The 24915-nt window shown below is 60.9% G+C and carries 31 protein-coding genes and 1 pseudogene; 20 read left to right on the plus strand and 12 right to left on the minus strand.

The window, feature by feature from the left end; genetic code table 11:
• The first annotated feature begins 56 nt into the window (after positions 1 to 56).
• From DEJ54_RS18130 to DEJ54_RS18145, 4 genes are all read left to right on the plus strand, one after another.
• Positions 57 to 527, plus strand: a complete 471-nt coding sequence (locus DEJ54_RS18130) for a VOC family protein (protein ID WP_113155794.1) — start codon at positions 57 to 59, stop codon at positions 525 to 527.
• A 229-nt stretch (positions 528 to 756) separates the two neighbouring features.
• Positions 757 to 969, plus strand: coding sequence for a cold-shock protein (locus DEJ54_RS18135; protein ID WP_113155795.1), 213 nt, complete (start codon positions 757 to 759; stop codon positions 967 to 969).
• A gap of 417 nt (positions 970 to 1386) precedes the next feature.
• Positions 1387 to 1602: a cold-shock protein gene (locus tag DEJ54_RS18140; RefSeq protein WP_113155796.1), complete on the plus strand. Its 216-nt coding sequence runs from the start codon at positions 1387 to 1389 to the stop codon at positions 1600 to 1602.
• A 424-nt stretch (positions 1603 to 2026) separates the two neighbouring features.
• Positions 2027 to 2482, plus strand: coding sequence for a BA14K family protein (locus tag DEJ54_RS18145; protein WP_113155797.1), 456 nt, complete (start codon positions 2027 to 2029; stop codon positions 2480 to 2482).
• A 293-nt stretch (positions 2483 to 2775) separates the two neighbouring features.
• Here DEJ54_RS18145 and DEJ54_RS18150 read toward each other — a convergent pair whose 3' ends face one another.
• Positions 2776 to 3387 carry a TetR/AcrR family transcriptional regulator gene (locus DEJ54_RS18150; RefSeq protein ID WP_113155798.1) on the minus strand — a complete coding sequence of 204 codons (612 nt, stop codon included), beginning with the start codon at positions 3385 to 3387 and terminating at the stop codon, positions 2776 to 2778.
• Positions 3388 to 3477: 90 nt separating this feature from the next.
• On the opposite strand from DEJ54_RS18150, the gene DEJ54_RS18155 reads away from it, so the two are divergent.
• The gene (locus tag DEJ54_RS18155; RefSeq protein WP_113156385.1) at positions 3478 to 3981 is read left to right on the plus strand and encodes a DUF1772 domain-containing protein; all 504 of its coding nucleotides are present in this window, start codon (positions 3478 to 3480) and stop codon (positions 3979 to 3981) included.
• Between the two features lie 106 nt (positions 3982 to 4087).
• Here the strand turns inward: DEJ54_RS18155 and DEJ54_RS18160 are convergent, their stop codons facing one another.
• From DEJ54_RS18160 to DEJ54_RS18170, 3 genes are all read right to left on the minus strand, one after another.
• A complete protein-coding gene (locus tag DEJ54_RS18160; protein ID WP_113155799.1) occupies positions 4088 to 4729 on the minus strand; it encodes an MBL fold metallo-hydrolase in 642 nt (213 codons plus the stop codon).
• A gap of 88 nt (positions 4730 to 4817) precedes the next feature.
• Positions 4818 to 5093, minus strand: a complete 276-nt coding sequence (locus DEJ54_RS18165; protein ID WP_113155800.1) for a hypothetical protein — start codon at positions 5091 to 5093, stop codon at positions 4818 to 4820.
• Positions 5094 to 5213: 120 nt separating this feature from the next.
• Positions 5214 to 6107, minus strand: coding sequence for a branched-chain amino acid aminotransferase (locus DEJ54_RS18170; RefSeq protein ID WP_113155801.1), 894 nt, complete (start codon positions 6105 to 6107; stop codon positions 5214 to 5216).
• Positions 6108 to 6361: 254 nt separating this feature from the next.
• Here DEJ54_RS18170 and DEJ54_RS18175 point away from each other — a divergent pair, with 254 nt between their 5' ends.
• A complete protein-coding gene (locus tag DEJ54_RS18175; protein WP_113155802.1) occupies positions 6362 to 6868 on the plus strand; it encodes a MarR family winged helix-turn-helix transcriptional regulator in 507 nt (168 codons plus the stop codon).
• 40 nt (positions 6869 to 6908) lie between these two features.
• Positions 6909 to 7631 carry a response regulator gene (locus DEJ54_RS18180; RefSeq protein ID WP_113155803.1) on the plus strand — a complete coding sequence of 241 codons (723 nt, stop codon included), beginning with the start codon at positions 6909 to 6911 and terminating at the stop codon, positions 7629 to 7631.
• A 2-nt stretch (positions 7632 to 7633) separates the two neighbouring features.
• Here DEJ54_RS18180 and DEJ54_RS18185 read toward each other — a convergent pair whose 3' ends face one another.
• The gene (locus DEJ54_RS18185; protein ID WP_113155804.1) at positions 7634 to 7978 is read right to left on the minus strand and encodes an antibiotic biosynthesis monooxygenase; all 345 of its coding nucleotides are present in this window, start codon (positions 7976 to 7978) and stop codon (positions 7634 to 7636) included.
• Positions 7979 to 8260: 282 nt separating this feature from the next.
• Here DEJ54_RS18185 and DEJ54_RS18190 point away from each other — a divergent pair, with 282 nt between their 5' ends.
• On the plus strand, positions 8261 to 9601 hold the full coding sequence (locus DEJ54_RS18190; RefSeq protein WP_113156386.1) for an ATP-binding protein: 1341 nt from the start codon (positions 8261 to 8263) through the stop codon (positions 9599 to 9601).
• A 30-nt stretch (positions 9602 to 9631) separates the two neighbouring features.
• Here the strand turns inward: DEJ54_RS18190 and DEJ54_RS18195 are convergent, their stop codons facing one another.
• On the minus strand, positions 9632 to 9874 hold the full coding sequence (locus DEJ54_RS18195; RefSeq protein WP_113155805.1) for a hypothetical protein: 243 nt from the start codon (positions 9872 to 9874) through the stop codon (positions 9632 to 9634).
• Positions 9875 to 10036: 162 nt separating this feature from the next.
• Between DEJ54_RS18195 and DEJ54_RS18200 the strand changes: the two genes are divergently transcribed.
• Positions 10037 to 10531 (plus strand): DUF2165 family protein, encoded by a 495-nt coding sequence (locus DEJ54_RS18200; RefSeq protein ID WP_113155806.1) that lies wholly within the window; start codon positions 10037 to 10039, stop codon positions 10529 to 10531.
• 284 nt (positions 10532 to 10815) lie between these two features.
• Here the strand turns inward: DEJ54_RS18200 and DEJ54_RS18205 are convergent, their stop codons facing one another.
• The 5 genes from DEJ54_RS18205 to DEJ54_RS18225 all read right to left on the minus strand — a co-directional run bounded on the left by DEJ54_RS18205 (position 10816) and on the right by DEJ54_RS18225 (position 13948).
• Positions 10816 to 11169, minus strand: coding sequence for a tRNA-binding protein (locus DEJ54_RS18205; RefSeq protein WP_113155807.1), 354 nt, complete (start codon positions 11167 to 11169; stop codon positions 10816 to 10818).
• A gap of 22 nt (positions 11170 to 11191) precedes the next feature.
• Positions 11192 to 11692 carry a YbjN domain-containing protein gene (locus DEJ54_RS18210; protein WP_113155808.1) on the minus strand — a complete coding sequence of 167 codons (501 nt, stop codon included), beginning with the start codon at positions 11690 to 11692 and terminating at the stop codon, positions 11192 to 11194.
• Positions 11693 to 12028: 336 nt separating this feature from the next.
• Positions 12029 to 12343 (minus strand): accessory factor UbiK family protein, encoded by a 315-nt coding sequence (locus tag DEJ54_RS18215; RefSeq protein ID WP_113155809.1) that lies wholly within the window; start codon positions 12341 to 12343, stop codon positions 12029 to 12031.
• A 91-nt stretch (positions 12344 to 12434) separates the two neighbouring features.
• Positions 12435 to 13286 (minus strand): DUF2182 domain-containing protein, encoded by an 852-nt coding sequence (locus tag DEJ54_RS18220; RefSeq protein ID WP_113155810.1) that lies wholly within the window; start codon positions 13284 to 13286, stop codon positions 12435 to 12437.
• A 26-nt stretch (positions 13287 to 13312) separates the two neighbouring features.
• Positions 13313 to 13948, minus strand: coding sequence for a DUF1326 domain-containing protein (locus DEJ54_RS18225; RefSeq protein ID WP_113156387.1), 636 nt, complete (start codon positions 13946 to 13948; stop codon positions 13313 to 13315).
• 235 nt (positions 13949 to 14183) lie between these two features.
• On the opposite strand from DEJ54_RS18225, the gene lgt reads away from it, so the two are divergent.
• The 6 genes and pseudogenes from lgt (at position 14184) to DEJ54_RS18255 (ending at position 19908) form a co-directional block, all read left to right on the plus strand.
• Positions 14184 to 15023 carry a prolipoprotein diacylglyceryl transferase gene (gene lgt / locus DEJ54_RS18230; protein WP_113156388.1) on the plus strand — a complete coding sequence of 280 codons (840 nt, stop codon included), beginning with the start codon at positions 14184 to 14186 and terminating at the stop codon, positions 15021 to 15023.
• Positions 15020 to 16108 (plus strand): class I SAM-dependent methyltransferase, encoded by a 1089-nt coding sequence (locus tag DEJ54_RS18235; RefSeq protein WP_113155811.1) that lies wholly within the window; start codon positions 15020 to 15022, stop codon positions 16106 to 16108. The genes lgt and DEJ54_RS18235 overlap by 4 nt, the downstream gene beginning before the upstream one ends.
• Positions 16109 to 16166: 58 nt before the next feature.
• Positions 16167 to 16961, plus strand: coding sequence for a peptidoglycan editing factor PgeF (gene pgeF, locus DEJ54_RS18240; RefSeq protein ID WP_113155812.1), 795 nt, complete (start codon positions 16167 to 16169; stop codon positions 16959 to 16961).
• Positions 16961 to 18111, plus strand: a pseudogene (locus DEJ54_RS18245) (M24 family metallopeptidase). Before pgeF ends, DEJ54_RS18245 begins: the two are co-directional and overlap by 1 nt.
• A gap of 7 nt (positions 18112 to 18118) precedes the next feature.
• A complete protein-coding gene (locus DEJ54_RS18250; protein ID WP_245447624.1) occupies positions 18119 to 18757 on the plus strand; it encodes a hypothetical protein in 639 nt (212 codons plus the stop codon).
• 218 nt (positions 18758 to 18975) lie between these two features.
• Positions 18976 to 19908 (plus strand): ribose-phosphate pyrophosphokinase, encoded by a 933-nt coding sequence (locus DEJ54_RS18255; protein ID WP_113155814.1) that lies wholly within the window; start codon positions 18976 to 18978, stop codon positions 19906 to 19908.
• Positions 19909 to 19977: 69 nt separating this feature from the next.
• Here the strand turns inward: DEJ54_RS18255 and DEJ54_RS18260 are convergent, their stop codons facing one another.
• Positions 19978 to 20538, minus strand: coding sequence for an NADPH-dependent FMN reductase (locus tag DEJ54_RS18260; protein WP_113156389.1), 561 nt, complete (start codon positions 20536 to 20538; stop codon positions 19978 to 19980).
• A 100-nt stretch (positions 20539 to 20638) separates the two neighbouring features.
• Here DEJ54_RS18260 and DEJ54_RS18265 point away from each other — a divergent pair, with 100 nt between their 5' ends.
• The 5 genes from DEJ54_RS18265 to corA all read left to right on the plus strand — a co-directional run bounded on the left by DEJ54_RS18265 (position 20639) and on the right by corA (position 24866).
• Positions 20639 to 21061: a helix-turn-helix domain-containing protein gene (locus DEJ54_RS18265; protein WP_113155815.1), complete on the plus strand. Its 423-nt coding sequence runs from the start codon at positions 20639 to 20641 to the stop codon at positions 21059 to 21061.
• 205 nt (positions 21062 to 21266) lie between these two features.
• A complete protein-coding gene (locus DEJ54_RS18270; RefSeq protein WP_113156390.1) occupies positions 21267 to 21905 on the plus strand; it encodes a 50S ribosomal protein L25/general stress protein Ctc in 639 nt (212 codons plus the stop codon).
• A gap of 24 nt (positions 21906 to 21929) precedes the next feature.
• Complete coding sequence (gene pth / locus DEJ54_RS18275) at positions 21930 to 22649, plus strand: aminoacyl-tRNA hydrolase (RefSeq protein WP_113155816.1); 720 nt, start codon at positions 21930 to 21932, stop codon at positions 22647 to 22649.
• A 3-nt stretch (positions 22650 to 22652) separates the two neighbouring features.
• The gene (gene ychF, locus DEJ54_RS18280) at positions 22653 to 23756 is read left to right on the plus strand and encodes a redox-regulated ATPase YchF (RefSeq protein WP_113155817.1); all 1104 of its coding nucleotides are present in this window, start codon (positions 22653 to 22655) and stop codon (positions 23754 to 23756) included.
• Positions 23757 to 23894: 138 nt separating this feature from the next.
• Positions 23895 to 24866, plus strand: coding sequence for a magnesium/cobalt transporter CorA (corA, locus tag DEJ54_RS18285; RefSeq protein ID WP_113155818.1), 972 nt, complete (start codon positions 23895 to 23897; stop codon positions 24864 to 24866).
• The last annotated feature ends 49 nt before the right edge of the window (positions 24867 to 24915 follow it).

Genomic DNA, 24915 nt, shown 5'->3' on the forward strand with positions numbered 1-24915 from the left:
TCCTTCGTCCTTGGGACTCACACCCCCAAGGCAAACCAGAAGGAAAGGACGTGGCCATGAACATCACACAACACTTCTGGTTCGAGAAGGACATGGAGGCCGCAATCGGCCTCTACAGGTCACTGATACCCAATTCCCGGATCGACAGCGTCACCACGCCGCCGACAGAGACGCCAGCCGGACCTCCAGGCAGCGTGAAAATCGCAGAACTCACACTTGCGGGCCAGCGCTATCGGGCGCTGGAAGCCGGGCCACTCGACAGTTTTAACCACAGTTTCTCCATCGTTGCCGAGTGCGAAACGCAAGCCGAGATTGACAGGCGTTGGGAGGCGCTGAGCGAAGGCGGCGCGACAGAGCAATGCGGCTGGCTGAGGGATCGCTGGGGACTGAGCTGGCAGATCGTTCCCGCAATGCTCAACGCCCTCATCAGTGATCCCGACCGCGCCAAAGCGAGACGGGCGACGGAGGCAATGCTGGAAATGGTGAAGCTCGACATCGCGCTGCTGGAGGCCGCAGCCCGCGATTGAAGCCGGTTCAGCATGCGTAAATCATAGACAATTAGCTAGTACACGCAGTCTTGTAGCCATTTCCCTTTCGTGTCATAGATTCCCCGCGCTCGGGTGATTGCAGACCCGGAGACTGGAAGCTTTATGATTTGGACGGCCCCTTTCCCCGATTTTCTTCAAACTCTCGAACCACCGCTAATCTGTGCACGTTGCGCAGGCGCGAACTCTCAAAGGGAAAAGGAGTTTCCCAATGGCCCAGACAGGCACCGTTAAATTTTTCAATGCGAGCAAAGGCTTCGGCTTCATCACCCCGGACGATGGCGCGAAAGACGTTTTCGTACACATCTCCGCAGTTGAGCGCTCCGGCATGACCACGCTCACCGACGGCCAGAAGGTTTCCTTCGAGGTCGAGCCCGATCGCATGGGCAAAGGCCCGAAGGCAGTCAACCTTTCGGCTGCCTAATACCGGGTTATCTCGGTTGTAGAGTTTGAGCGCGGCGTGCAAACGCCGCGCTTTTTCTTTGCTCGCTGGAATTGCAGACGCAGACACCTTCGCAATTCGTATTATTCATAAAACTTTCTCTTGATACCCTTGAAAAAATCGGGGAAGCTCCCTGCCATTCGGGCATTTGCGGGCCCGGAGACTGGAATGGCATGCCCCAGTAGCGGGTCCATTTAGGCCCGTCTGGGAAGTCGCACCGATAGTAAGAGGACAATATGCTTGTGCGGGCGAAGAGCCCACAATCACGGGTCCCCACTGCGAGGCGCGAAGCTGACTGTTTCTTCTCCCCCAGTAAACGACCGATGACGCCATGGGCCTAAAACCCTTCAAGAGGTTGGCCCGCCGAAACCAGCATAAAGGGAGAAAGGACTCCTTCCTATGTCGCAGAGTGGTACAGTAAAGTTCTTCAACCAAGCCAAGGGATACGGGTTCATTACCCCGGATGATGGCGAGAAGGACGTTTTCGTTCACATTTCAGCAGTTCAGGCTTCCGGTCTGGCGGGACTGGAAGACGGGCAGAAGGTCACATTCGAGACCGAGCCCGACAAGCGTGGCAAAGGCCCCAAGGCCGTCAACCTGATGGTTGCCTCCTGACCAGGGCCTGCGGCGCCTGAGGCGCCGTATCGCCTGCCCTCCGCGGCAGGCCCACCTGCACCCGGACAGGATGAAGACGCACGACCGCCAAATGGTCGCGCGATATGTCTGTTCGGCCTGAATTAAGCCTCTTCTCCAAAACACCGAACCCGCGCGCAACCGGATTGCTCATCACTGCGATGAACACTCCCTTCTGCCTGTACAATTTTGCGCGCCCTCCAGGCAAAGGCAGACAGCCGGACCGCACCGACCGCCCCCGTAAAGCCACCCTCGCGGCAACACGGAATATGTGGCCCCTTCATAACGGTTGAACACAAGATGGCAGCCTTATTCAGGCAGCATTCAGGTGCCAGTGAATAAACCCTCTGTGACAGCTGCCCCCCCTCCCCCTGAACACGGCAGCGACACTTGAAGAGGTAAGGTCATGAAACGCATCCTGAAGACGGGCATTCTTTCGCTTGCCGTGGCTGCAACAACGCTTGGGGCGATCTCGACGGCCGACGCCGGCCACCGCAATCGCCACCGGCACAACAACAACAATGACGCCATCGCTGCTGGCGTGCTCGGCCTGGCTGCGGGCGCCATTGTCGGCGGCCTGCTCTCGGACTCGCGTCGCGGCGACGAGCGCGTCTATATCGATCCGCCGCGTCGCCCGCGCTACCCGGATTACCAGCCGGTCTACCGCGATTACTATCCGAGCGCGCCCGCCTACCGCGAACGCCCGGCCTATCGCGAACGTCCCGTTCAGTACCGGGCGAGCATGGAGCCCTGGTCGCGTGAATGGTTCCGCTACTGCTCAAACCGCTACCGCAGCTTCGATGGCCGGACCGGCACCTTCATGGGGTATGATGGAAACCGGCATTTCTGCCAGCCGCGCTAGACACCCGGAGTTTCCCTGCTCCAGAAAAAGAGGCCGGGCTTTGCCCGGCCTTTCTTCATGAAAAAGCTGGTCAGGGCGTCAAGACACAGCCCGGATAACACGCATGAGTAAAACGAGATCAGAACACGAGAGACTGACGCGGGACAGATTACGCGTCGCCATCCGGAAATCGCCAACACGGACAAATGCGATTTTCGGGACAAATGCAACCCTCGAGACAAATGCGATCCTCGGAACAAATTCTGCATTCTCAGGATGCAGAATTTACCTATAGATGATTCTTAATAAAAAATTCAACCCTGAGACGCATTGACGCATAGCACCCTGAAAGCAGCCAAAGCGCCAGCCACCCTGTCCGCAACAAAGTCCGCACCGGGTTCTGGCAGCACCCCGATGACCCGCCTGATCTGCAGATCACCGATGAGAAGCCCGAGAAACCACTCGGCCGCCGTCGCAGCGGAAGGGGCCCGGATCGCACCGCTTTCCATAGATTGGCGAAGCAGCGCCTCGATCAGCGGCGCAACCGCATTGCGCCCTCCCTCTGCCAGCGCCGCTCCAAGCTCGCCGGTTTCATCGGCAGCGGCCGCGCGGTTGAGCAAAACCGCCTTCTCTCCAAGAAGCATGGTGAGGAGAACCGGCGCGACTTCCTCAAGACTGGCCAGAGGATCAGCCCCGCTGTCGATTGCATCGCGGAGCGCGGCCCGGATATCACGCGCATTGGTCTCGACCATCGATTTGAAGAGCCCGCGCTTGTCGCCATACCAGCGATAGAGCGTTTCATTCGAGGCCCGCGCCACTCTGGCGACACTGAGCATCGATGTTGCGCCATACCCCTTCTCGCCAAGCAGCGCATAGGCAGCCTCTTCTATCTGGAGCTGTCTCTGCGCCCGCGTTTCGTCCCGCATCCGAATCTCCGGTCTCGTTGACTCAAATCGTACATCAATGTACGGAATTACAAAACCGTACATATGTGTACGAAAACAGAGGAGATGATGATGCGCGCATTGACCACTGCCGTTTCGATAACCGCGATCCTGTTTGCGGGGGCGATTTTCGGCTTCTTCTATGCCTGGGTCTGCTCGACCATGTGGGGGCTCGATCAGGCAGATCCCCGCGTGGCAATCCAGGCCATGCAGGCGATGAACGCCTCCGTGCGCAACGCGGTTTTCTTCCCGGCATTCTTTCTGACGCCGGTGGTGATGGGGCTTGCCGCGTTCCTGATCCTGCGCAGCGGGCAGAAGACGTCCGCAGCCTTTTTCGGCTTCGGAGCGCTTGTCTATCTCGCACTGGGGCTGTTGCTGACAGCGGCAATCAACGTGCCGATGAACGAAGCGCTGGCTCTTGTCGTCGTGCCCAAGGAGCTGGATGCGGCGCAGGAAATCTGGACCGACTATTCTTCGCGCTGGCAGTTCTGGAACCAGACGAGAACGATTGCATCAGGCATCGCCCTTGCCCTGGCGGGATATGGCCTCGCACGACTGAACCCGAACCGGGCCTGACGTACGAAGCAACCCGCAAGTCAGCCAGATAACCGGCCCTCGCGGGAATGCGCGAGCAGTAAGGAGAGATGGCGTAAGCAGCGTTTCCACGAAACGCTGCCTGGAACTAGACGAGGAAGGGATTGCTGCGGCGCTCGTCGCCAAACCTTCCGCCGGGACCATGCCCGCACAGAAAGCCGATATCATCGCCCAGCGGCAGGAGCTTGTCCTTGATCGACCGGATCAGAGCGTCGTGATCGCCGCCCGGAAGGTCGGTGCGGCCGATGGAGCCATTGAAGAGCACATCGCCGACATGGGCAAAGCGCGCATCGCGATTGAAGAACACCACATGGCCCGGCGCATGCCCCGGGCAGTGAAACACTTCGAAGACATGATCGCCGAAGGAAACCGTCTCGCCTTCGTTCAGGTAGCGATCCGGCGTGACGTTGCGCGCACTTTGATCCAGCCCGAACATGCGCGCCTGATTTTCCAGATTGGAGAGGAGTTCGCGGTCATCCTCATGCGGCCCGATCAGCGGCACGCCAAGCGCCTCTTTCAGGTCCATCGCGCCGCCCGCATGATCGATATGACCATGGGTAAGCCAGATGGCCTCGACGGCAATGCCGTTTTCCTCAATCGCGGCACGGATGCGATCCACCTCGCCACCGGGATCGACAACGACACCAGCCTTCGTCTCTTCATCGAAGAGGATCGTGCAGTTTTGCTGAAATGGCGTCACGGGAATGACACCGGCGCGAAGATTTCCCATGAAGCCCTCCAGGTTACAGATGCCGCAATGCGGCAAAAATGCAAAACGGGCAACCGCAAGGCTGCCCGCTTCGAGAATTCGACAGAACTCAGCTCTTGTTCATGGCGCCCATAACGACACCGACAAGGCCCGTCAACACACCGCCACCGACAGCGCCGCCAACGGCATCGCCGAGCAGACCGCTCAGCGCGCCGGCGTCACCGCCCATGCCCGACAGCAGAGCACCGCCGCCAACACCGCCAATGATGCCGCTCAAAATCTTGGCGCCATGGCCCATCGCGGCTTTCTTCACAACTGTTCCGATGGCTTCGCCACCGAGCACACCCGTTACCGCCTGAATGATAATCGGAAGTAGAGCTTCCATATTCGGTCCCTCATGTAGAGCCGACCGTTCGTGGCCGGCGCGCCCATGAAAACGCGAATCCGGCCCATGTCAAATAAAGGGTGTATAGAATCAGAGGATAAACCCCTGATTGCATCCCTTCTACTCCGCAGCGACGCGCAGGCTCGGACGAACCTCGCTGGCGTAGTCGTTCATCAGAAGACGCGTGATTTCACCGACTTCGAAACGGTACGGCCCGATCTCTGCAACCGGCGTAACTTCGGCGGCCGTGCCACATAAGAAGCACTGCTCGAAGCCTTCCAGCTCTTCGGGCATGATCGCACGCTCGACAACCTCGATGCCGCGACGGCGCGCGAGCTCGATCACCGTGCGCCGGGTGATGCCATCCAGGAAACAGTCCGGGGTCGGCGTGTGGAGAACGCCGTCCTTGACGAAGAAGATGTTCGCACCGGTCGCCTCGGCAACCTGACCGCGCCAGTCGAGCATCATCGCGTCGGCATAACCCTTGGCCTCTGCGGCGTGCTTGGACAGGGTGCAGATCATGTAGAGACCGGCAGCCTTGGACCGGGACGGCGCAGTGCGCGGATCCGGACGGCAATATTCTGCGATATCGAGACGGATGCCCTTCAGGCGCTGCTCCGGATCGAAATAGCTCGGCCACTGCCAGATGGCGATGGCGAGGTTGATGCGGTTCTGCTGGGCCGAAACGCCCATCAGCTCACTGCCGCGCCAGGCAATCGGGCGCACATAGGCATCGGAGAAGCCCTGACGCGCCAGAAGCTCGCGGCACGCATCGTCGATTTCTTCCACCGACCAGGGAATGGTGAAGCCGAGAATCCGCGCCGATTCATGCAGACGCTCTGTGTGCTCGGTGAGCTTGAAGATCTCGCCATCATAGGCGCGCTCGCCCTCGAACACCGCGCTTGCATAATGCAAGCCATGGGTCAGTACGTGAATCTTGGCGTCTGCCCATTTGACGAATTCACCATTGAGCCAGATAAAGCCCTCGAGCTGATCAAAAGGAACCGCTGCCATGTAACCTCTCCTGCCGGTCCGTATTCCAACGACCGGACAAACCGAAATGCCGCCCCTCGGGCGGCGCCTTCAATCGTCTTAGCCTACCTGTGGCGGACAGGAATTTGAAGGAAGTTCCGTAAAAGCTTCTTCCAGATACCAATTTGTGCGCTACAGACCTAAAACGTTGTCAAAAATTATCAACGCGCCGAAATTATGTCAATAAGGCTGACATAATTTCTTCGCCAACAAATGAAATCGACTGCAAGCAGCCCATGAGCACAATCGACGATGAGCCGATCAAAACCCCGCTGACGCTGGACGATGGCGTGGATTTTGCCGTTATCGAGCATCTCTTCTTCGCCTATCGCGACTTCACCGCCGATCCGGACGCCATCCTTGCCGAGTATGGTTTCGGGCGCGCGCACCACCGGGTGCTGCACTTTGTGAACCGGTTGCCCGGCCTGACCGTGGCGGAATTGCTGGATGTTCTGAGGATCACCAAGCAGAGCCTGGCGCGCGTTCTGAAACAGCTGATCGATGATGGCTACATCGTGCAGGTTCCCGGCCCGCGCGACCGCCGCCAACGCGAGCTCTATCCCACGCAGAAGGGGCGTGACCTGGCGATGGAACTCGCCCTGCCACAGTCCCGCCGCATCCGTGCGGCACTTGAAGAGGCGGAGCCGGGCGACGTCGCCGCAGTGGAGCGCTTCCTGCGCGCCATGGTGAACCCGGAACTGCGCCCCCAGATGGACAAACTGCCAAACGGGCGTTCTAAGTAAGGCACCGATTCAGGCGCCACGAGTTCAGGAGGTCATCACGATGAGCGAAACCGGCAATCTCGAAAAGGACAAGACGGTCCTGAGCGATGATGCGCCGCATTTGCTGGTCGTGGACGATGACACACGCATTCGCAGCCTTCTCAACCGCTTCCTGCGCGAAAACGGTTTCCGCGTCACCATCGCCAGCAATGCCGCCGAAGCGCGACGCAAGCTCGTCGGGCTCGACTTCGATCTGGTGGTTCTCGATGTGATGATGCCGGGCGAAGACGGCGTCTCGCTGACCAAATCTCTCCGCGAGGAAAAGGAAACCCCTATCCTGATGCTGACGGCGCTCTCGGAGACCGACAGCCGCGTATCGGGGCTGGAAGCCGGCGCGGACGACTATCTGCCAAAGCCTTTCGACCCGCGCGAACTGGTTTTGCGCATCAACAACATCCTGCGCCGCAGCAGCCCGCAAACCACGCCAAAGGTGGAACAGGTCGTTTTCGGCCCCTACTCGTTCCAGATTGCCAAGCGCGAACTGAAGCACACGGGCAAGCTCGTGAAGCTGACAGATCGCGAACGCGACATCATGGTCATCTTTGCCGAACGCGCCGGAGAGACCGTGCCCCGGCACGAGCTTGTGGGCGAGGATTCGGAAGTGGGCGAGCGCACCATCGACGTGCAGATCAATCGCCTGCGCCGCAAGATCGAGCGCGACCCCTCCAACCCCGTCTATCTCCAGACCGTGCGCGGCATCGGCTACCGGCTGAGCGTGGAATAGTCTTAGACCGGCAACGCCCGATAATTGGCGATGTCCGCCCGGATACCCAGACGCTCCATCATTTCATGACGGTCGAACCCGGTTTCCCGGTGCATGCTGGTGACAGCCTGTGAGGCTCCGGCAAAGGCTGCTTCATCGCGCCATTCCACCAGCGTGACAAAGTTGAAGTCGCCCGGCCCCGAGGCCTGTTCCAGCACAACATCGCGCACAAAACCGTCCTGCCTGCGCAGGGTGTCGTGGGTCACTGACACACGTTCCAGAAACTCCTCGCGACCGGAAGCGGGAACAGCGAACTTGTCGACCCGGTAGACCGGTGCGAATGCGGCGTCTGTCGAAATCGTCGACATGCATCTTTCCTTCTGAAATGCCGGCAGCCCATCCACCGACAGGCCGAGTGTCGGAGTTCAAGTCGACTTGAAGTCAAGCGCAGAAATTACCCTCTGCCAGAGAGACACTGTTTCGGGCACCTGATGTGGCAAGACCGGATTCCACTTTTCGGCCTGATGCTCTACGATCAAACCGAAATCGCATCTCGGGAATGGGCACCCACAGGGCGGAAGGCGAACTTGCAGGTTAACTCGAACGAAAAGATCACGCCGCTGGCGCGCCTGAAGCAGGCACTGGGGGCGATGCGCAGACCATGGCGGCGCTTCTGGCGCGTCATCTCGCGCTATATGCCAAAACAGCTTTATGCGCGCTCGCTGATCATCGTGATTGCGCCGATGCTGCTTTTGCAGTCGGTCATCGCCTTCGTGTTCATGGAACGTCACTGGCAGACCGTCACGCAGCGCCTCAGCCAGGCGGTGACACGCGACATCTCCGCGATCATCGACATGATAGAGACCTATCCCGACGATGACGGCTACGCCCAGGTGATCCGCATTGCGCAGGAGCGGCTGGCCCTGAAGATCGACCTCCTGCCGCCCGACCCCCTGCCCGCCCCCGGGCCCAAGCCCTTTTTCTCCATCCTGGATCAGACGCTGGGCGAAGAGATCACACGGCAGATCAACCGCCCCTTCTGGTTGGACACAGTGGGCAATTCGAACATTGTCGAGATCCGCATCCAGCTCGACAACAGGGTTCTGCGCGTCTTTGCGCGGCGCAGCCAGGCCTATGCCTCGAACACGCACATCTTCCTGTTGTGGATGGTGGGCACATCGCTTGTCCTGATCGCCATCGCCGTCGCCTTTCTGCGCAACCAGATCCGTCCGATCCTGCAACTGGCAGAGGCTGCCGACAGTTTCGGCAAGGGAAGGCCGACGCCAAGCGGCTTCCACCCGCGCGGCGCGGAGGAAGTGCGCCGCGCCGGCAGCGCCTTCCTGCTGATGCGCGAACGCATCGAAAGACAGATCGAACAGCGCACGGCCATGCTGACCGGCGTGAGCCACGATCTGCGCACCATCCTGACCCGCTTCAAGCTGCAACTGGCCGTGGCCAGCAGCAAGGAAGACATTGAGGCGATGAATCAGGACATCGAGGACATGCGCTCAATGCTGGAGGGCTATCTTGCCTTCGCCCGTGGCGAGGCTGCGGAAGATCCGGGCGAATTCAATCTCGCCGCCTTCTTCGAGCGCGCGCAGGAAGAAGCAGGCCTGCGCGACTGCGAGCTGAAGATCGTGACAACGGGCGACACGCTTTTGCATGTGCGGCCCAATGCCTTCAGCCGCCTGCTCAACAATGTCATCGGCAATGCGTTCCGCTATGCCGACAAGGTGGAGATCACGGCGCGCAATGCAAACGGCATTCTGACCATCACCGTGGACGATGACGGGCCGGGCATTCCGCAGGACATGCGTGAAAGCGTGTTCAAGCCGTTCGTGCGGCTGGACGAGGCGCGCAATCAGGATGAGAGCGGCACCGGGCTTGGCCTGTCCATCGCGCGCGACATTGCGCGCAGCCATGGCGGCGACGTGTCGCTGGATGACAGTCCGCTTGGCGGTCTGCGGGCGGTGATCCGGGTCCCGGCCTGAGGCCGGGCCGCAGAACCCGCCCCGTCCGGTTCAGCGCGTGACCGGCCGCGCCGGATGATCCAGCTTGAAGACAAGCGTCTGACGGCCATCAGCCTCAATGCGGATGCGGCGCGCGTGGATGATGAAGATCAGAGCCTCGCCATCGCCTGCGAGTTCCACGAAGTCTCCCGTCTGCGCCCATTCGCCAAGCACCAGCCCGGCGACACGGTCACCGAGGCCTTCAGCGTCCACCTTCCGGCGCGCGGTTTGGGTCAGTTCAATAGCCGTTTTCAAGAATTCCGCTCCAGACTGTCGAAACTTTTGTCGAAAAATACGCGCGCGCTTGACGTTTTGCTTACAAAAGATTGCACCTACGCCTTTCGTCTAACACACTGAGTCGCGCCCGGGCCACAGACGAATGGTTTTGCCCGGTCGCTTATCGGAGGGAAGGGGCAAATGACCTCACGTTACGCAAAAATCGCCATGACGCTGGCCCTCGCGGCTTTCGCGTTCATGGTTACGTTCAACAACATCACCGACTACGGCTCGAACTTCGCGTTCGTGCAGCACGTGTTCAGCATGGACACGACGTTCGAAGGCAACTCGGCCATGTACCGCGCGATCACGACGCCCGCGTTCTGGCATGCCGGCTACTGGCTCATCATCGCAGGTGAAGGCCTGACCTTCGTCCTGTTCCTGCTCGGCGGCCTGAAGATGCTCGGCGCCCGCAACGGCTCCGCTGCAGAATTCAACGCTTCGAAGAAGCTGATGATCGCGGGTGCAACCATCGGCTTCCTCGTATGGTTCTTCGGCTTCATGGTCGTTGGCGGCGAGTGGTTCCTGATGTGGCAGTCCAAGATCTGGAACGGCCAGGACGCTGCCTTCAAGTTCTACGTCGCGATCCTCGGCGTTCTGATTTTCGTCAACCAGCGCGACGAAGAACTCGCCTGACGCAAATCACTGCATTCGGCCCATAAGGTCGTCTGGGGCCGTGCGGAATGGGACCTCCGCACGGCCTTTTTCATGCGCGAAGAACAATCGGTCAGCAAGGAGTTGGCGGATCAGAAAACCGGCTTCGCCAGCATCAGCCAGACACCGGTGATCGGCTGAGCGCTCAGGGCGCCGCAATGAAGAGAAAATCGGCGACTACGACCGTTGACGCCAGATGCGCAGGCAGCAGTCTGGATCGTCCTTCATGCACCCGGATGGACGCAGGGCGATCCAGGGTCCTGACCCTAGTGCAGGCGGCTGCCGTTCGGCACCTTCTTGTCGGAGCCTGCCAGAACGATCGCGCCGTCTTCATCCGAAAAACCCATGACTAGGATTTCGGACATGAACTTGCCGATCTGGCGCGGAGGGAAGTTGACCACGGCCACAACCTGGCGACCGACGAGCGCCTCCGGCGTGTAGTGAGCAGTGATCTGCGCCGACGATTTCTTGATGCCGATCTCGGGACCGAAATCGACCTTCAGCTTGATCGCCGGCTTGCGGGCTTCGGGATAGGGCTCTGCCTCGACGACCGTGCCGATGCGAATATCGACCTTCAGGAAATCGTCAAAGGTGATTTCCGGTGTCTTGTCGGAGGACATGCCCGCTCCCCTGCCCTGCAGCTTATGCGTTGCCGTGCGTTTCGAACAGGACGCTGTTGAGCGCTTCCTGTGCGGTGCTGCCGGACCAGATGACATACTGGAATGCCTGATAATAGCATTCGCATGCCTCAAGGGCGCTGTTCAGCATGGTCTCGACCTGCTGGCCCGTGGGCTCGACGCCACCGGACAGAACGAGCGCCTGGCGGAACATGACGACGTTCTCGCGCTCCCAGAGATCGAAATGACCGAACAGCATCTGTTCATTGATGAGCGAAAGGAGCCGCATGACCTCGAGCGTGCGCTTCGCGGGCACCTTCAGATCGAATGCGCATGCCACATGCAGCGCCTCGAACTCCTCCATCCAGGAGAAGGACACGTTGTAGTCGGTCCAGGTGCCGGCCACGGCGATGGCGATCTCGTCGTCGCCATTGCGCTCGAAGCTCCAGTCATTGGTGTTCGCGACATGTTCGATGACATCCACGGGATGCGCATCACGGGTCATGTCGAGTTCAAGAAGGCTCATTAATCTGCTTTCCCGTATCTGGAGGCACCGAAGCACCCCGCAAGAATCCACGGCGGGAGGGTTCCCCCGCAAGACGTTTCAAACTTGAAACACATTGTGGAGCGACAACGACAACGCATGGAACTACTACGGGCCCGCCCCTGCCCAACTGCATGACCAGTTACGAATCACGCTGTAAATTCAGTCTATTGATGCAGAGTCGCGTGACCAGACCTTTTTTGCCGAAAGGACCGGGGGCGTGTGGATAGAAACGCCGCGCTGCCAAGGGCAACGCGGCGTAAGCGACTCTCGAACAAGGATTTTTCGACGCCATACACAGGCGACGGTAATAAAAAATTATTTTTTCGTCCGGGTGGATGACGCCGGCTTAGAATCAGTTTTCGCAGCCTTGGACGCTCCGGCGTCAGCAAGCTGAGCCTCAAGTGCTTCGATACGCGCTGTCAGGGCAGCGTTTTCTTCGCGCGCCTTGAGCGCCATTTCGCGCACCATCTCGAATTCTTCACGCTGGACGACGTCCATCGCGTTCAGGGCCCGCTCGGCCTGCGCCTGAAATGCGGTCTCCACCTCGCGGCGCACGCCCTGGGCCGCGCCTGCGGCATCGGTCATCAGCTTGGCGAATTCGTCGAGGATCCGGTTGCTTCCGTTGGTCATGGCGCGCCTTTCAGGTTGATCCATTTGAGGTAGTGGCCCAGCGCGCCGAATGCAAGGTCATTTGCTGTCGCAGCGCCATCAAGAACGCAGCCTAAAGCGTGCCGCCGGCAAGCACCCAGATGCCGAGCGCAATCAGAACGCCACCGGCCACGCGCGACACCGGCCAGCGCGGCGGCAACAGTTTTTCGGCGAGCACAAAGATCGCAATGGCGGCAATCCAGAGAACGTTCATCACGCCGCCGACAAACAGAAGCGCCATCAGCGCCCAGCAACAGCCGATGCAGTAAAGCCCGTGGTGGAAGCCAAGCGCCAGCGCACCCAGAGGCTCGCGCCGGAAACCGCCATGGGCATGAACAAAGGCAAGCGGCGCCTGGCAATGGCTCAGACAGGCATCCTTCTGCGGGGTCCACTGGAACAGACCGGCGGCAATGAGCACAAGTCCACTGAAGAGCGCGCTCGCGCTCGCCATCATGGGTGTCAAAAGAAGCGCCTGCTCCAGCGCCCATTGGCCGAGGGTCGCGATAAGGGAGAATGCGGTCCAGGCAAGAAGATAGCCACTGGCAAAGAAACCGGTCGCCGCAAGCGGCCTGCCCTTTTCTTCAGCGGCGCGACCGACACGGGCATAGATGAGGATCATGGGCGCGGCGGATGGCGTCATCATCCCGACCATCATCACCGCCCACATGACGAACATGAAGACGAAATAGGTGAAGCTCCACGGATGCAGGCCCGCCATCACCGTCTCGCCCATCGCCATGTCGCTCATCGGCGCAGCGTCCTGCATGGACGAGGTCATGTCGCCTGCAGGCATGGTCATGCCCATATCCATGGTCGCAACCAGCCACAGTATGTAGAGCCAGGAAACGACCGTCAGCGCGGCAAGGGCCGCGCCAACAATCAGGCGATCACGCCGCAGAGTGATTTCCAGTGCGGTGGAAGCCATGCCTTTGTCCTCCTCGAAGGATCAGGTCAGTGAACAACGCCCTCGCCGGTCATGTGGACCCTGGAAAAGTGGGCGTGCGAGTCGGGTATCGACATTGCAATCGGCCCCTGCGTGTCCGCCCAGCCGCGTCCGACCTCGCAGACATCATATTCAAAGCCGTTCGGCAGGTTGATGCGTGCGTTGTGTGGCTGGCCGCTAACCGGATTGATGATCGGCTCACCGCGCGCCTCGATCAAGCCGGGCACGTTCAGCGTCGCCGAGCGGCCAGTGACGTCCACATCGGAATCGATCTTTGCGAAAACCGGATCATGCACTTTCTCATAGGTGGTTGAGAAAACCTGGAAGAACGTTGCGCCGGGCTCCGTGTCCTCACCGCTCATGATCCGCAGCATTGCCTCGCGCTGCTTTTCATCCGCGCGCTCATCTATGATGGGCACGACACTCCCATGGCCTTCGTGAATGGCGCCCGGCCATGACACGATCATGGCCATGCTCAGACCGTCGAGTTTGACGTCGCCATGCCGGCCTTCATCGATATGCACCACCCCGACAGCGTGACAGCCTCCATGTGTGGGCCGGGCATTGAACTGGCATGGACATCCATAAGCGCAGTTGCAGTGAATAAATTCACGTCCCCTGATCATCCACTTGGTATCGGTCATCATTACCTCCCGGGGTTGATACTGCTCCTTATCGAGAAATCGTGTTGCCGAGACTGGGGAGCCGGAATTCTACGCCTCGGGACTTGAGGTAGCGACTAGGCTGAAAGCCTTAGCGCCTTCTCCAGATTGAAGATGAGAAGCCGCGGCACTGCGCGCCTTGACCTCGCCCCGATGCTCCGCAATACCTGCCGCGTCTGAATTCACGCGCCGGGAGGCCCGATTGACCGACTATCTGATGACGCCGCTGGCCGCCCTGCCCTTCCCCAACATAGACCCGGTGGCGCTACAGGTGGGACCGCTTGCCATTCACTGGTACGGGCTTGGCTATGTGGTCGGCATTCTGCTCGGCTGGTGGTATGCGCGCCGGCTGGTTTCGAACGAGCGTCTCTGGGCCGGCGGCAAGCCGGCGATGACGGTCACGGATCTCGACGATTTCGTTCTGTGGGCCGCCATCGGCATCGTGGCCGGCGGACGCATTGGCTACATTCTCTTCTACGATCTCCCCCGCTACATCGCGAACCCGCTCGACATACTCGCCGTGTGGGAAGGCGGCATGTCGTTTCACGGCGGGCTGCTCGGCGTCACGCTCGCCATGCTTCTCTTTGCGAAAAAGCGCGGCATCAATGCATGGAGCCTGTTCGACACGATTTCCGCCGTTGTGCCCATCGGGCTCGGCCTCGTGCGGGTCGCCAACTTCATCAATTCGGAACTGTGGGGCCGGGTGACGGACGCGCCCTGGGCCTTCGTCTTCCCCAATGGCGGACCGGAGCCGCGCCACCCAAGCCAGCTTTACGAGGCAGCACTCGAAGGGCTGGTGCTGTTCGTGGTTCTGCGCCTTCTCACCCATAAGGGGCTGAAGCTCAAGATGCCGGGCTTCGTCGCCGGCGCGTTTGTGTGCGGCTACGGCCTGTCGCGCATCATTGTCGAATTCTTCCGCGAGCCGGACGCGCATATCGGTTATCTGGCGGGCGACTGGCTCACCATGGGCATGGTGCTCTCGACACCGATGGTGCTGGTGGGCGTCTGGGCAATGTTGCGGGCACGGGCCAAGGCCGCTCCGGCGACAGCCCTATGAAAACACTGGAAGAGCGCATCAGGGCGCAGATCGCGACGACGGGGCCGATGAGCGTCGCGGATTACATGGCGCTTTGCCTGTTCGACCCCGAACAGGGCTACTACACGACGCGCGAGCCTTTTGGCGCGGCAGGCGACTTCACCACCGCGCCCGAGATCAGCCAGATGTTCGGCGAACTGTGCGCCGTCTGGCTCTACACCGCCTGGAAGGCCAGCGGCGCGCCGGGCAATCCCATCCTTGCAGAGATCGGCCCCGGCCGGGGCACGCTCATGAAGGACATGCTGCGAACCTGGGCAAAGATCGACCCGGCGTTCAGCCGGCAGATGCGCCTCTACATGATCGAAGCGAGCCCAAGGCTGAGCGAGGTGCAGCGCAAGACGCTCGCGGCATCCGGCGCTTCTCCCCGGTGGATCACCGATATCGACGCGCTGCCGGACGGCCCGCTCTTCATCATCGGCAATGAGCTCTTCGACGCCATTCCGGTGCGCCAGTACGTAAAGACCGATTCGGGCTGGCGCGAACGCACGGTCGGCCTCGACGCCAATGACCGGCTTTCATTCATGGCCGGCGCAGGCGCAGCCGATGAGACGCTTCTGCCGCCCGGTGCAAAAGAAGCGCCCCCTGGAGCCATTGTCGAGCTCGCACCGGCACGCAACGCGCTGATGACACGCATGGCGGAACGCATTCGCACTGAGGGCGGCGCGGCCCTCTTCATCGATTACGGCTATGCGACGCCCGCCCCCGGCGACACGCTTCAGGCCATGCGCAGCCATGCCTACACGAATATCCTGAAGGACCAGGGCAAGGCGGACCTGACGGCGCATGTGGACTTTTCCGCCCTTGCACGCGCCGCAAGGGATGAAGGGCTCGCCGCAGCGCTGATGGATCAGGGCGACTTCCTCATCGGGCTCGGCATTCTGGAGCGCGCCGGGCGACTGGGCGCCAACAAGAACGGCACGGAACAGCAGGCAATCCGCAACGCCGTGGAGCGGCTGGCCGGGCCTGAGCAAATGGGCACGCTGTTCAAGGTTCTGGCCGTAACGTCATCCACAGTGACGGTTCCACCATTCGTTTCGCCGCATTGACTTGGTTTCGCCCCTGCCTCACGATCCGCCCGCTTGAGACTATCTGAGAAGGCGGCGCATGCACGAGAATACGAGACCGGAGCCCCTGCGGTCGCCGCTTTTGGACCGCGCCGGGGAAAATGGCGTGGCGCACGGGTTCTTCACCCGTGCAGGCGGCGTCTCGACCGGACTTTATGACGGGCTGAATGTCGGCTACGGGTCCAGCGACGAGCGCGAAACGGTGACGGAAAACCGCCGCCGCGTGGCCGAATGGCTGGGCGTTGCGCCCGACAATCTCCTCACAGTCCATCAGGTTCACTCGCCGCATGCGATCATCGTCGACGAAGCTTTCGGTTCCGAACGCCCGCAGGCCGATGCGCTGGTGACAAACCGGCCGGGCCTTGCGCTTGGCGCGCTGGCCGCCGATTGCGGGCCGATCCTGTTTGCTGACGACACGGCGCGGGTCATCGCCGCCGCCCATGCCGGCTGGAAAGGCGCGCTGACCGGCATTCTGGAAAACACGATTGCGGCGATGGAGCTGCTTGGCGCGGAGCGGGAGAATATCACCGCCGTGCTCGGCCCCTCCATCAGCCAGGCAAATTATGAAGTGGGGCCGGAGTTCGTCGAGCGGTTCGTGAACCACAATCCGGCCAATCAGATCTGGTTTCGCGCGTCGGACAAGCCGGGCCACGCGCTGTTCGACCTCAACGGCTACACGGTGGCGCGGCTGACGGCGGCGGGCGTGAACGCCGCACAGCTTGGCCGCTGCACCTATGAAGAAGAAGAGCATTTCTATTCCTATCGCCGCGCCACGCATCGCGGTGAAGCCGATTACGGACGCCAGATTTCAGCGATCGTCTTGGAGGACATTTGATGGCGCTTCATTTTGAACAGGCAGAATTCGATTCCCGACGCGATCGCCTCGTCATCGAAATGGCCGAGCGCAAGCTCGATGCGATGCTGCTTTTCGCTCAGGAGAGCATGTACTGGCTGACCGGATACGACACGTTCGGCTTCTGCTTCTTCCAGTGCCTTGTGGCGAAGGCCGATGGCTCGATGGTGCTTCTCACGCGTTCGGCCGATCTGCGGCAGGCGCGGCACACCTCCACCATCGAGAACATCGTTCTGTGGACCGACCGGCACGACGCCAACCCGGCCGCCGACCTGCGCAATCTCCTCAATGATCTCGATCTTCTGGGCGCGCGCATCGGCGTGGAATATGACACGCATGGCCTGACCGGCCGCAACACGCGCCTGCTGGACGAGCAACTCCAGACCTTCGGCAAGATCGAAGACGCTTCCGACCTCGTGAGCCGCCTCAGGCTCTTCAAGAGCGAGGCCGAGATCAAAAAGGTGAAGCGGGCCGCCAAACTCGGTGACGAGGCGCTGGACGCCGCCCTCCCCCTGATCAAGCAGGGAGGCGACGAGGCCGCCATTCTCGCCGCCATGCAGGGCGCGGTTCTGGCCGGTGGCGGCGATTACCCGGCCAATGAGTTCATCATCGGTTCGGGCGAAGATGCGCTTCTGTGCCGCTACAAGGCCGGCCGCCGCAAGCTCAACAAGAACGACCAGCTCACGCTCGAATGGGCCGGCGTCTATCACCATTACCACGCGGCAATGATGCAGACCGTGCTGACCGGCAAGGTCTCCAAGCGCCATCAGGAACTGTTCGACGCCGCGCGCGATGCGCTGACCGCCGTGCAGAAGGCGATGATGCCGGGCAACACATTCGGTGACGTGTTTGACGCGCACGCCCGCGTGATGGAGGCTCACGGCCTGACCAAGCACCGCCTGAACGCCTGCGGCTATTCCCTTGGTGCCCGCTTTGCGCCCTCATGGATGGACCCGCAGATGTTCTATGCCGGCAACAGCGAACCCATCGCGCCGGGCATGACGCTGTTCGCGCACATGATCATCATGGATTCGGAAACCGGCAACGCCATGTGCCTTGGCCGCACCTACCTGACAACGGATGAAGCCCCGAGCCGCTTTCGCGCTACGGGCTGGACCTGATCACCCGGTAGAGGCAATATGACGATGTACAACCAAGAGTATTCGGGGGACCGTCGCATTCACGCAAAGCGCATCATAACGGGCCTTGCCCTTTTGGGTGCTGCAAGCCTTGCCGGCTGCAACACGGGCTCCGTGCTCGACATGAATTCGGGGCCGACGCCGGAAGCCTCCGTTCCCGGCGCGGCTACACAGCAGGCGGCGACACCACAGGAAGCGCCATTGGCGACTGCACTTGCGGCCACGACCGATCCCGCCACACAGGCTGCGGCAGCGCCCATTCAGGCCGTCACGGGCAACCAGCGGATCCAGTTCGCCCCGGTTGTCGGCGCGACCGCGCAGGCCGTACCGGCGCTCTCGCGCCGTCTGGAAGCGCGTGCGCGCCAGAGCGGCATAGCAATCGTGCCGCAGGGCGCCAGTGCACCGATGGTAATGAAGGGCTATTTCTCGGCGATCGCCGATGGCGGCAAGACCACGGTGATCTATGTCTGGGATGTGCTCGATCCGTCCGGCAACCGGCTCCATCGCATTCAGGGCCAGCAGGCAGCTCCCGGCGGCAGCGGCGATGGCTGGTCTTCCGTTACCAGCACGACGATGGAAGCTGTGGCCGACTCCACGATGAGCCAGCTCTCCGCCTGGCTCGCGCAGCGGCAGGGCTAGCCGCAGGCCCCCGAGGGGCCTAAACTGCCTTTGCAACTCGATAGCCGACAAAAACTGGTTCGGGAAGAAAACCGGATAACAGACGCGAAGAACAGCAGGTGGGACATTTCCACACAGTTCTGGCTTAAAATGCGTTTTTTTCCGTCACTCCCTTTGCAATACAGTCTCACCCCGTTAAAAGCGCGGGCAAGCGTCAAGGCGTTCTCCGAGGACATTCCATGAAGCTCTTTGCGGGCAATTCCAACCGGGTTTTGGCAGAGGCCGTCTCCCGCTATCTCAACATTTCTCTTGGCAAAGCGACGGTCAAACGTTTCGCGGACCAGGAAATTTTCGTCGAAATCCAGGAAAATGTGCGCGGCGAGGACGTCTTCGTCCTGCAGTCGACCGCATATCCGGCCAACGATCACCTGATGGAACTTCTCATCATGATCGATGCCTTCCGCCGTTCTTCGGCCCGCCGCATCACTGCGGTGCTGCCCTATTTCGGCTATGCAAGGCAGGACCGGCGCACATCGGGCCGTACGCCGATCTCGGCAAAGCTGGTCTCGAACCTGATCACCCAGGCAGGCGCTGACCGCGTTCTGACGCTGGACCTGCATGCAGGCCAGATCCAGGGCTTCTTCGACATCCCCACCGACAACCTTTTCGCCGTGCCCGTGATGGCGCGCGACGTGAAGGCCAACTACACGCCCTCCAACGTCATGGTGGTTTCGCCGGACGTGGGCGGTGTGGTGCGGGCGCGCTCGCTGGCAAAGCGCATCGATGCGCCGCTTGCCATCGTGGACAAGCGCCGCGATCGGCCGGGCGAGTCTGAAGTCATGAACGTGATCGGTGATGTCAGTGGCAAGGACTGTCTGCTGATCGACGATATCGTCGACTCGGGCGGCACGCTGTGCAACGCGGCTGACGCACTGCTCAACAATGGCGCAACCAGCGTCACCGCCTACATCACCCATGGTGTGCTTTCGGGCGGCGCAGCAGCGCGCATCAGTGGCTCGCGGCTCAAGGAGCTGGTCATCACGGACTCCATTCAGCCGAGCTCTGCGGTGGAAGCAGCACCAAACATTCGCACGATCACCATTGCCGACCTGATCGGTGAGGCGATCTCGCGCACGGCATCGGAAGAATCGGTTTCGAGCCTGTTCGACTGAACCGCTACCATCGACACAAAAAAGCCGGCCCCTGTGGCCGGCTTTTTTTATGGCTCTTGTCTGATGAAGTCAGGCGGCGGCGCGCTCCGCATCAGCGCCGACCCACGCAGAGAACCTGTCGACGAACCCGGCCAGGAAGGCCCTGGTGTCCTCATTGGTGATGTCGTTGTTCCCGTCGATGAGGTCGGGCTTCATCTGCAGATAGACCTCGGGGCTGGTCATCAGCGTTGCGCCAAGGCTTACCAGAATGGAGCGCAGGTGGATCTGCGCGGCGATGGCGCCCATTGCGCCCGGGCTGGCGCCCACAACGGCCGTCGGCCGACCGGTCCAGCTGTTCATGCCCCAGGGACGCGAACCCCAGTCGATGGCATTCTTCAGAATGGCGGGAATGGAACGGTTGTGCTCCGGCGTGACGATCAGAAGACCATCATTTGCGCCGATTCGATCCTTGAGGTGCTGAGCAGCCGCAGGATAATCCGCAGCGTCGTCATCATTGTACATCGGCAGCGTGGACAGGTCGAAATACTCGAATTCGAGCTGCCCCTCCGCAAGCTTCTCAAGCGCCTGCGCGAATTTGAGATTGATCGACTCCCTGCGATTGGAGCCGACGAGAACCAAAACTTTCTTCATTTTCATTCCTCTGTCCGGCCGGGGTCAAAATCCCGGTGGTATCCTTTGGTAACCAAGCCTATATCTGACAGCAGGAAACCCGTTGCAAGAAGGCACCTTTATGAAACCGCGTCATGGGCACATATCCGAGAGCTGCCGCCCGATCAGCGAAATCCTGTCCCTCATCGGCGACAAGTGGACATCGCTCATCATCGGACGCCTGCGCGGGGAACCGCTACGCTTCAACGAGCTAAAACGGCGCGTGGACGGCATCTCCCAGAAGGTTCTGACCGCATCGCTGCGCGCGCTGGTGCGTGACGGGTTCGTGGAGCGCATCGAATATCCGACGGTGCCGCCCAGCGTGGAATACCGACTCACCCCGTTCGGTCACGAGCTCGCCGAACCGCTTTCCGTGCTGCAACAGTTCGCACTCGACAATGCGGGCCGGATGGAGGCCGCACGCGCTGCATATGATGCACGTACGGGCGGTGAGAAGCCGGGCCGGCAGAAAACACAGCCGATACAGCCCGCCGCCGTGCCGTAAAAGGCGTTGCGCCCTTGCGCACGCCCCCTCCATCGGCTATAGACCCGCCGTCCGCGTAGACACCCTTGGAGGCACCGCGGATGGAAGTTCGCCCGATACAATTCGGTCTTCAGGCAGCGCTTGTAGCGCCGTCCGGTTCCGTTTCGGACAGCTTTCACGTTTTCAGGTTCGCCTGAAAGCGCTCCACAACATGAAAGGACAGGCCATGAGCCAGAGCTATGAGCTGAAGGCCGAGGCGCGCGAACGGGTCGGTAAGGGGTCCGCCCGGGCTATTCGGCGCAACGGAAAGATTCCCGCCGTGATCTACGGCGACAAGGATGCCCCCATCTCCATCACGCTTCCCTACAAGGAAGTGTTCATGAAGATCCACGCCGGTGGCTTCCTCACCACGATCGCGACGATCGACGTCGACGGCAAGAAGATCAAGGTCCTCCCGAAGGATTACCAGCTTGATCCCGTCCGCGACTTCCTGATGCATGTGGACTTCCTGCGCATCGGCAAGGGCACCGTCGTGACCGTCAACGTGCCGGTTCACTTCATCAACGAAGAAACCGCACCCGGCATCAAGCGCGGCGGCGTTCTCAACGTCGTTCGTCACGAAGTCGAGTTCACCTGCCCGGCTACGGCGATCCCCGAGTACATCGAGGTTGATCTGGCTGGCATGGATATCGGCGATTCCGCACATATCTCCGCAGTCAAGCTGCCGGCAGGTGTGGAACCCACCATCACCGACCGCGACTTCACCATCGCAACCGTCGCAGCACCGGCCGGCCTCAAGTCGGAAGAAGCTGCCGAGGGCGAAGAAGCCGGTTCGGAAGAGAAGGAGGGCGAGGGCGAGGAGTAATCCTCCCCTTTCCTGCAAGATCTCATGCTGCTTATTGCAGGGCTCGGCAATCCCGGCCAGCAATACGAACGGCACCGGCACAATGTCGGTTTTATGGCGGCGGACGCGATTGCGCGCCGCCATAATTTTTCGTCATGGTCAAAGAAATTCAACGCGCTGGTGGCCGAAGGGCGCATCGGCGGCGAGAAGGTGCTGCTGATCAAACCGCAGACCTTCATGAACCTTTCCGGCCAGGCGATCGGCGAAGCCATGCGGTTCTACAAGGTCGGTCTTGAAGACCTGATCGTCTTTTATGACGAGCTGGACCTTGCCCCCGGCAAGCTGCGCCTGAAGACCGGTGGCGGTTCGGGCGGACACAACGGCATCAAGTCCATCGACGCCCATTGCGGCAAGGACTATCGCCGCGTGCGCATCGGCATTGGCCATCCCGGCGACAAGGCGCGCGTGAATGCGCATGTGCTGGGCGATTTCGCCAAGGCGGACCAGGCCTGGCTCGAACCGCTTCTCGACACGGTGGCAGACAACATCGCCATGCTGGCCGAGGGTGACGAGTCGGGTTTCATGAACCGCGTCAGCCTCGCGGTGAAAGGGTCCGGCGCTGAGCCGGCCGCCAAACAGGAAAAGAAGCCCGCCCGGAAGCAGAGCCACATCCGCCAGGCGCGGCAACAGGGGCCATCGGCCTCAATACCGGAAAATGGCCCCATGGCGGCCATGCTGAAGAAACTCCTCGGCCAGAAGGAATAGGAAATGGGTTTCAAATGCGGCATCGTCGGTCTGCCCAATGTCGGCAAATCGACGCTCTTCAACGCGCTCACCAAGACGGCAGCCGCACAGGCCGCCAACTACCCCTTCTGCACCATCGAGCCCAATACGGGCGAGGTGGCGGTGCCCGACCCGCGCCTGAAGAAGATCTCCGCCGTGACCGGCTCCAAGGAGGTCATCCCGACCCGCATTTCCTTTGTCGACATCGCCGGCCTGGTGCGTGGCGCGTCCAAGGGTGAAGGGCTCGGCAACCAGTTCCTCGCCAACATTCGCGAAGTGGACGCCATCGTTCATGTGCTGCGCTGCTTCGAGGATGACGACATCACCCATGTGGAAGGCCGGATCGACCCGGTCGCCGATGCGGAGACGGTCGAGACCGAGCTGATGCTTGCCGACCTGGAGAGCCTTGAGCGCCGCACGCAGCAGATGCAGAAGCGCGCAACCGGCAAGGACAAGGAAGCCCAGACGCTTCTGCCGATGATGGAGCAGTCGCTTGCACTGCTGCAGGACGGCAAGCCGGTGCGCGTGCTGCTCGACGGCATTGCAGCCGAAGATCTGAAGATCCTGCGCAGCCTGAACCTTCTCACCTCCAAGCCCGTTCTCTATGTGTGCAACGTGGCGGAAGGCGATGCAGCCGAGGGCAATGCCCAGACCAAGCGCGTGGAAGAAATGGCTGCTGCGCAGGGCGCCGGCACCGTCGTCATCTCCGCCGCCATCGAGGCCGAAGTCGCCCAGCTTTCCGATGAAGAAGCCGTCGAGTATCTGGACGCCATGGGACTGGAAGAGCCGGGCCTCGACCGCCTGATCCGGGCCGGCTACGAACTTCTCGACCTGATCACCTTCTTCACGTCCGGCCCGAAGGAAACCCGCGCCTGGACCGTGCACAAGGGTGCCAAGGCCCCGCAGGCTGCCGGTGTGATCCACACGGATTTCGAGCGTGGTTTCATCCGCGCCCAGACCATCGGCTATGATGATTTCGTGACCCTTGGCGGTGAAGTCGCCGCCCGCGACGCCGGCAAGGCGCGCGACGAGGGCAAGGAATATGTCGTGGTTGACGGCGACGTGATGCTGTTCAAGTTCAACACCTGAAGCACCACGGACCACAATGAATAACGGGGGTGTCGCCGACAGGCTGCACCCCCTGTCTTCTGCACATCCCGGCATCATGTCTTGACGGCGTCACAATAGCCGGAAATGGTCGCCCCGGGATTTTGCAGGAGAGTAGATGTGATTAAGACTTTTATTTTTGAGAACCAACGCCTTAAGCCTGTCGAATTTGCAGACGCCGAGCGTGAAAAGATCGTCTGGTTAGACCTGCTCGCCCCGACCGACGAAGAAGAAAAAACCGTCGAGGACTGGCTCGGAATCGACGTGCCAAACCGCAAGGACATGGAGGAGATCGAGGTCTCCAGCCGCCTCTACAGCGAAGACGGCGCGCACTTCATGACCACCACCCTGCCCGCACAGAGCGAGAAGGATCAGCCCGAGATGGGGCCGGTGACGTTCATCCTGTCGCCGGGCAAGCCGCTGGTCACCGTACGCTTTCACGAGCCCCGTGCGTTCCAGACATTTCCGCAGCGGGCGGAAAAGAGCGCCCTTGGCTGCGCCACCGGCGAGGCGGTTCTGATCAACCTGCTCGACGCCGTGGTGGAACGGCTCGCTGATATTCTCGAACGCGCCGGCCGCGAAGTTCAGGAACTCTCCAAGGGCATTTTCCATCCGTCGGAAAAGAAAGCCTCCAGCCGCGACCGCAGCTTTCAGATCATTCTGCGCAGGATCGGCGGCAAGGAAGACCTGCTCGCCAACCTGCAGGAAAGCCTGCTCACGATGCAGCGTCTTGCCACCTTCTTCAGCGCCGTATCGGCAAAGAACAGCAAGGAGCTGCGCGCCCATATCAAAACGCTGTCGCGCGATGTTGAAGCGCTTTCCGTTCACGCTTCCAGCCTCTCCCACAAGATCAACTTCCTGCTCGACGCCACGCTTGGCATGATCAGCATCGAACAGAGCGCCATCATCAAGATCTTCTCGGTGGTGGCGGTGGTGTTCCTGCCGCCCACCCTCGTCGCGTCGATCTACGGCATGAACTTCGAGTTCATGCCCGAGCTGCAATGGACCTATGGCTACCCTCTGGCCCTTGTCGTGATGGTCCTCTCGGCAGTGCTTCCCTTCTGGTATTTCAAGGGGCGCGGCTGGCTCTAGGGCCAGGACCTTGAAGAAGGCCGCGCTTGCGGCCATAAGGTTCAAGCCT

The sequence above is a fragment of the Nitratireductor sp. OM-1 genome (assembly GCF_003296175.1).
Classification (GTDB): domain Bacteria; phylum Pseudomonadota; class Alphaproteobacteria; order Rhizobiales; family Rhizobiaceae; genus Nitratireductor; species Nitratireductor aquimarinus.

Coding starts and splice junctions, on each gene's coding strand:
- DEJ54_RS18150 (WP_113155798.1), bottom strand. CDS start 3,387: ATGCGGGACGAAACGCGGGCGCAGAGACAGCTCCAGATAGAAGAGGCT.
- DEJ54_RS18225 (WP_113156387.1), bottom strand. CDS start 13,948: ATGACCGATACCAAGTGGATGATCAGGGGACGTGAATTTATTCACTGC.
- DEJ54_RS18220 (WP_113155810.1), bottom strand. CDS start 13,286: ATGGCTTCCACCGCACTGGAAATCACTCTGCGGCGTGATCGCCTGATT.
- DEJ54_RS18250 (WP_245447624.1), top strand. CDS start 18,119: ATGACGATGTACAACCAAGAGTATTCGGGGGACCGTCGCATTCACGCA.
- DEJ54_RS18255 (WP_113155814.1), top strand. CDS start 18,976: ATGAAGCTCTTTGCGGGCAATTCCAACCGGGTTTTGGCAGAGGCCGTC.
- DEJ54_RS18140 (WP_113155796.1), top strand. CDS start 1,387: ATGTCGCAGAGTGGTACAGTAAAGTTCTTCAACCAAGCCAAGGGATAC.
- DEJ54_RS18185 (WP_113155804.1), bottom strand. CDS start 7,978: ATGTCGACGATTTCGACAGACGCCGCATTCGCACCGGTCTACCGGGTC.
- DEJ54_RS18160 (WP_113155799.1), bottom strand. CDS start 4,729: ATGGGAAATCTTCGCGCCGGTGTCATTCCCGTGACGCCATTTCAGCAA.
- DEJ54_RS18190 (WP_113156386.1), top strand. CDS start 8,261: ATGCGCAGACCATGGCGGCGCTTCTGGCGCGTCATCTCGCGCTATATG.
- DEJ54_RS18265 (WP_113155815.1), top strand. CDS start 20,639: ATGAAACCGCGTCATGGGCACATATCCGAGAGCTGCCGCCCGATCAGC.
- DEJ54_RS18175 (WP_113155802.1), top strand. CDS start 6,362: ATGAGCACAATCGACGATGAGCCGATCAAAACCCCGCTGACGCTGGAC.
- DEJ54_RS18180 (WP_113155803.1), top strand. CDS start 6,909: ATGAGCGAAACCGGCAATCTCGAAAAGGACAAGACGGTCCTGAGCGAT.
- DEJ54_RS18135 (WP_113155795.1), top strand. CDS start 757: ATGGCCCAGACAGGCACCGTTAAATTTTTCAATGCGAGCAAAGGCTTC.
- lgt (WP_113156388.1), top strand. CDS start 14,184: ATGACGCCGCTGGCCGCCCTGCCCTTCCCCAACATAGACCCGGTGGCG.
- DEJ54_RS18205 (WP_113155807.1), bottom strand. CDS start 11,169: ATGTCCTCCGACAAGACACCGGAAATCACCTTTGACGATTTCCTGAAG.
- DEJ54_RS18170 (WP_113155801.1), bottom strand. CDS start 6,107: ATGGCAGCGGTTCCTTTTGATCAGCTCGAGGGCTTTATCTGGCTCAAT.
- DEJ54_RS18210 (WP_113155808.1), bottom strand. CDS start 11,692: ATGAGCCTTCTTGAACTCGACATGACCCGTGATGCGCATCCCGTGGAT.
- DEJ54_RS18155 (WP_113156385.1), top strand. CDS start 3,478: ATGCGCGCATTGACCACTGCCGTTTCGATAACCGCGATCCTGTTTGCG.
- DEJ54_RS18260 (WP_113156389.1), bottom strand. CDS start 20,538: ATGAAGAAAGTTTTGGTTCTCGTCGGCTCCAATCGCAGGGAGTCGATC.
- DEJ54_RS18165 (WP_113155800.1), bottom strand. CDS start 5,093: ATGGAAGCTCTACTTCCGATTATCATTCAGGCGGTAACGGGTGTGCTC.
- DEJ54_RS18145 (WP_113155797.1), top strand. CDS start 2,027: ATGAAACGCATCCTGAAGACGGGCATTCTTTCGCTTGCCGTGGCTGCA.
- ychF (WP_113155817.1), top strand. CDS start 22,653: ATGGGTTTCAAATGCGGCATCGTCGGTCTGCCCAATGTCGGCAAATCG.
- DEJ54_RS18200 (WP_113155806.1), top strand. CDS start 10,037: ATGACCTCACGTTACGCAAAAATCGCCATGACGCTGGCCCTCGCGGCT.
- DEJ54_RS18130 (WP_113155794.1), top strand. CDS start 57: ATGAACATCACACAACACTTCTGGTTCGAGAAGGACATGGAGGCCGCA.
- DEJ54_RS18270 (WP_113156390.1), top strand. CDS start 21,267: ATGAGCCAGAGCTATGAGCTGAAGGCCGAGGCGCGCGAACGGGTCGGT.
- DEJ54_RS18235 (WP_113155811.1), top strand. CDS start 15,020: ATGAAAACACTGGAAGAGCGCATCAGGGCGCAGATCGCGACGACGGGG.
- pth (WP_113155816.1), top strand. CDS start 21,930: ATGCTGCTTATTGCAGGGCTCGGCAATCCCGGCCAGCAATACGAACGG.
- DEJ54_RS18215 (WP_113155809.1), bottom strand. CDS start 12,343: ATGACCAACGGAAGCAACCGGATCCTCGACGAATTCGCCAAGCTGATG.
- pgeF (WP_113155812.1), top strand. CDS start 16,167: ATGCACGAGAATACGAGACCGGAGCCCCTGCGGTCGCCGCTTTTGGAC.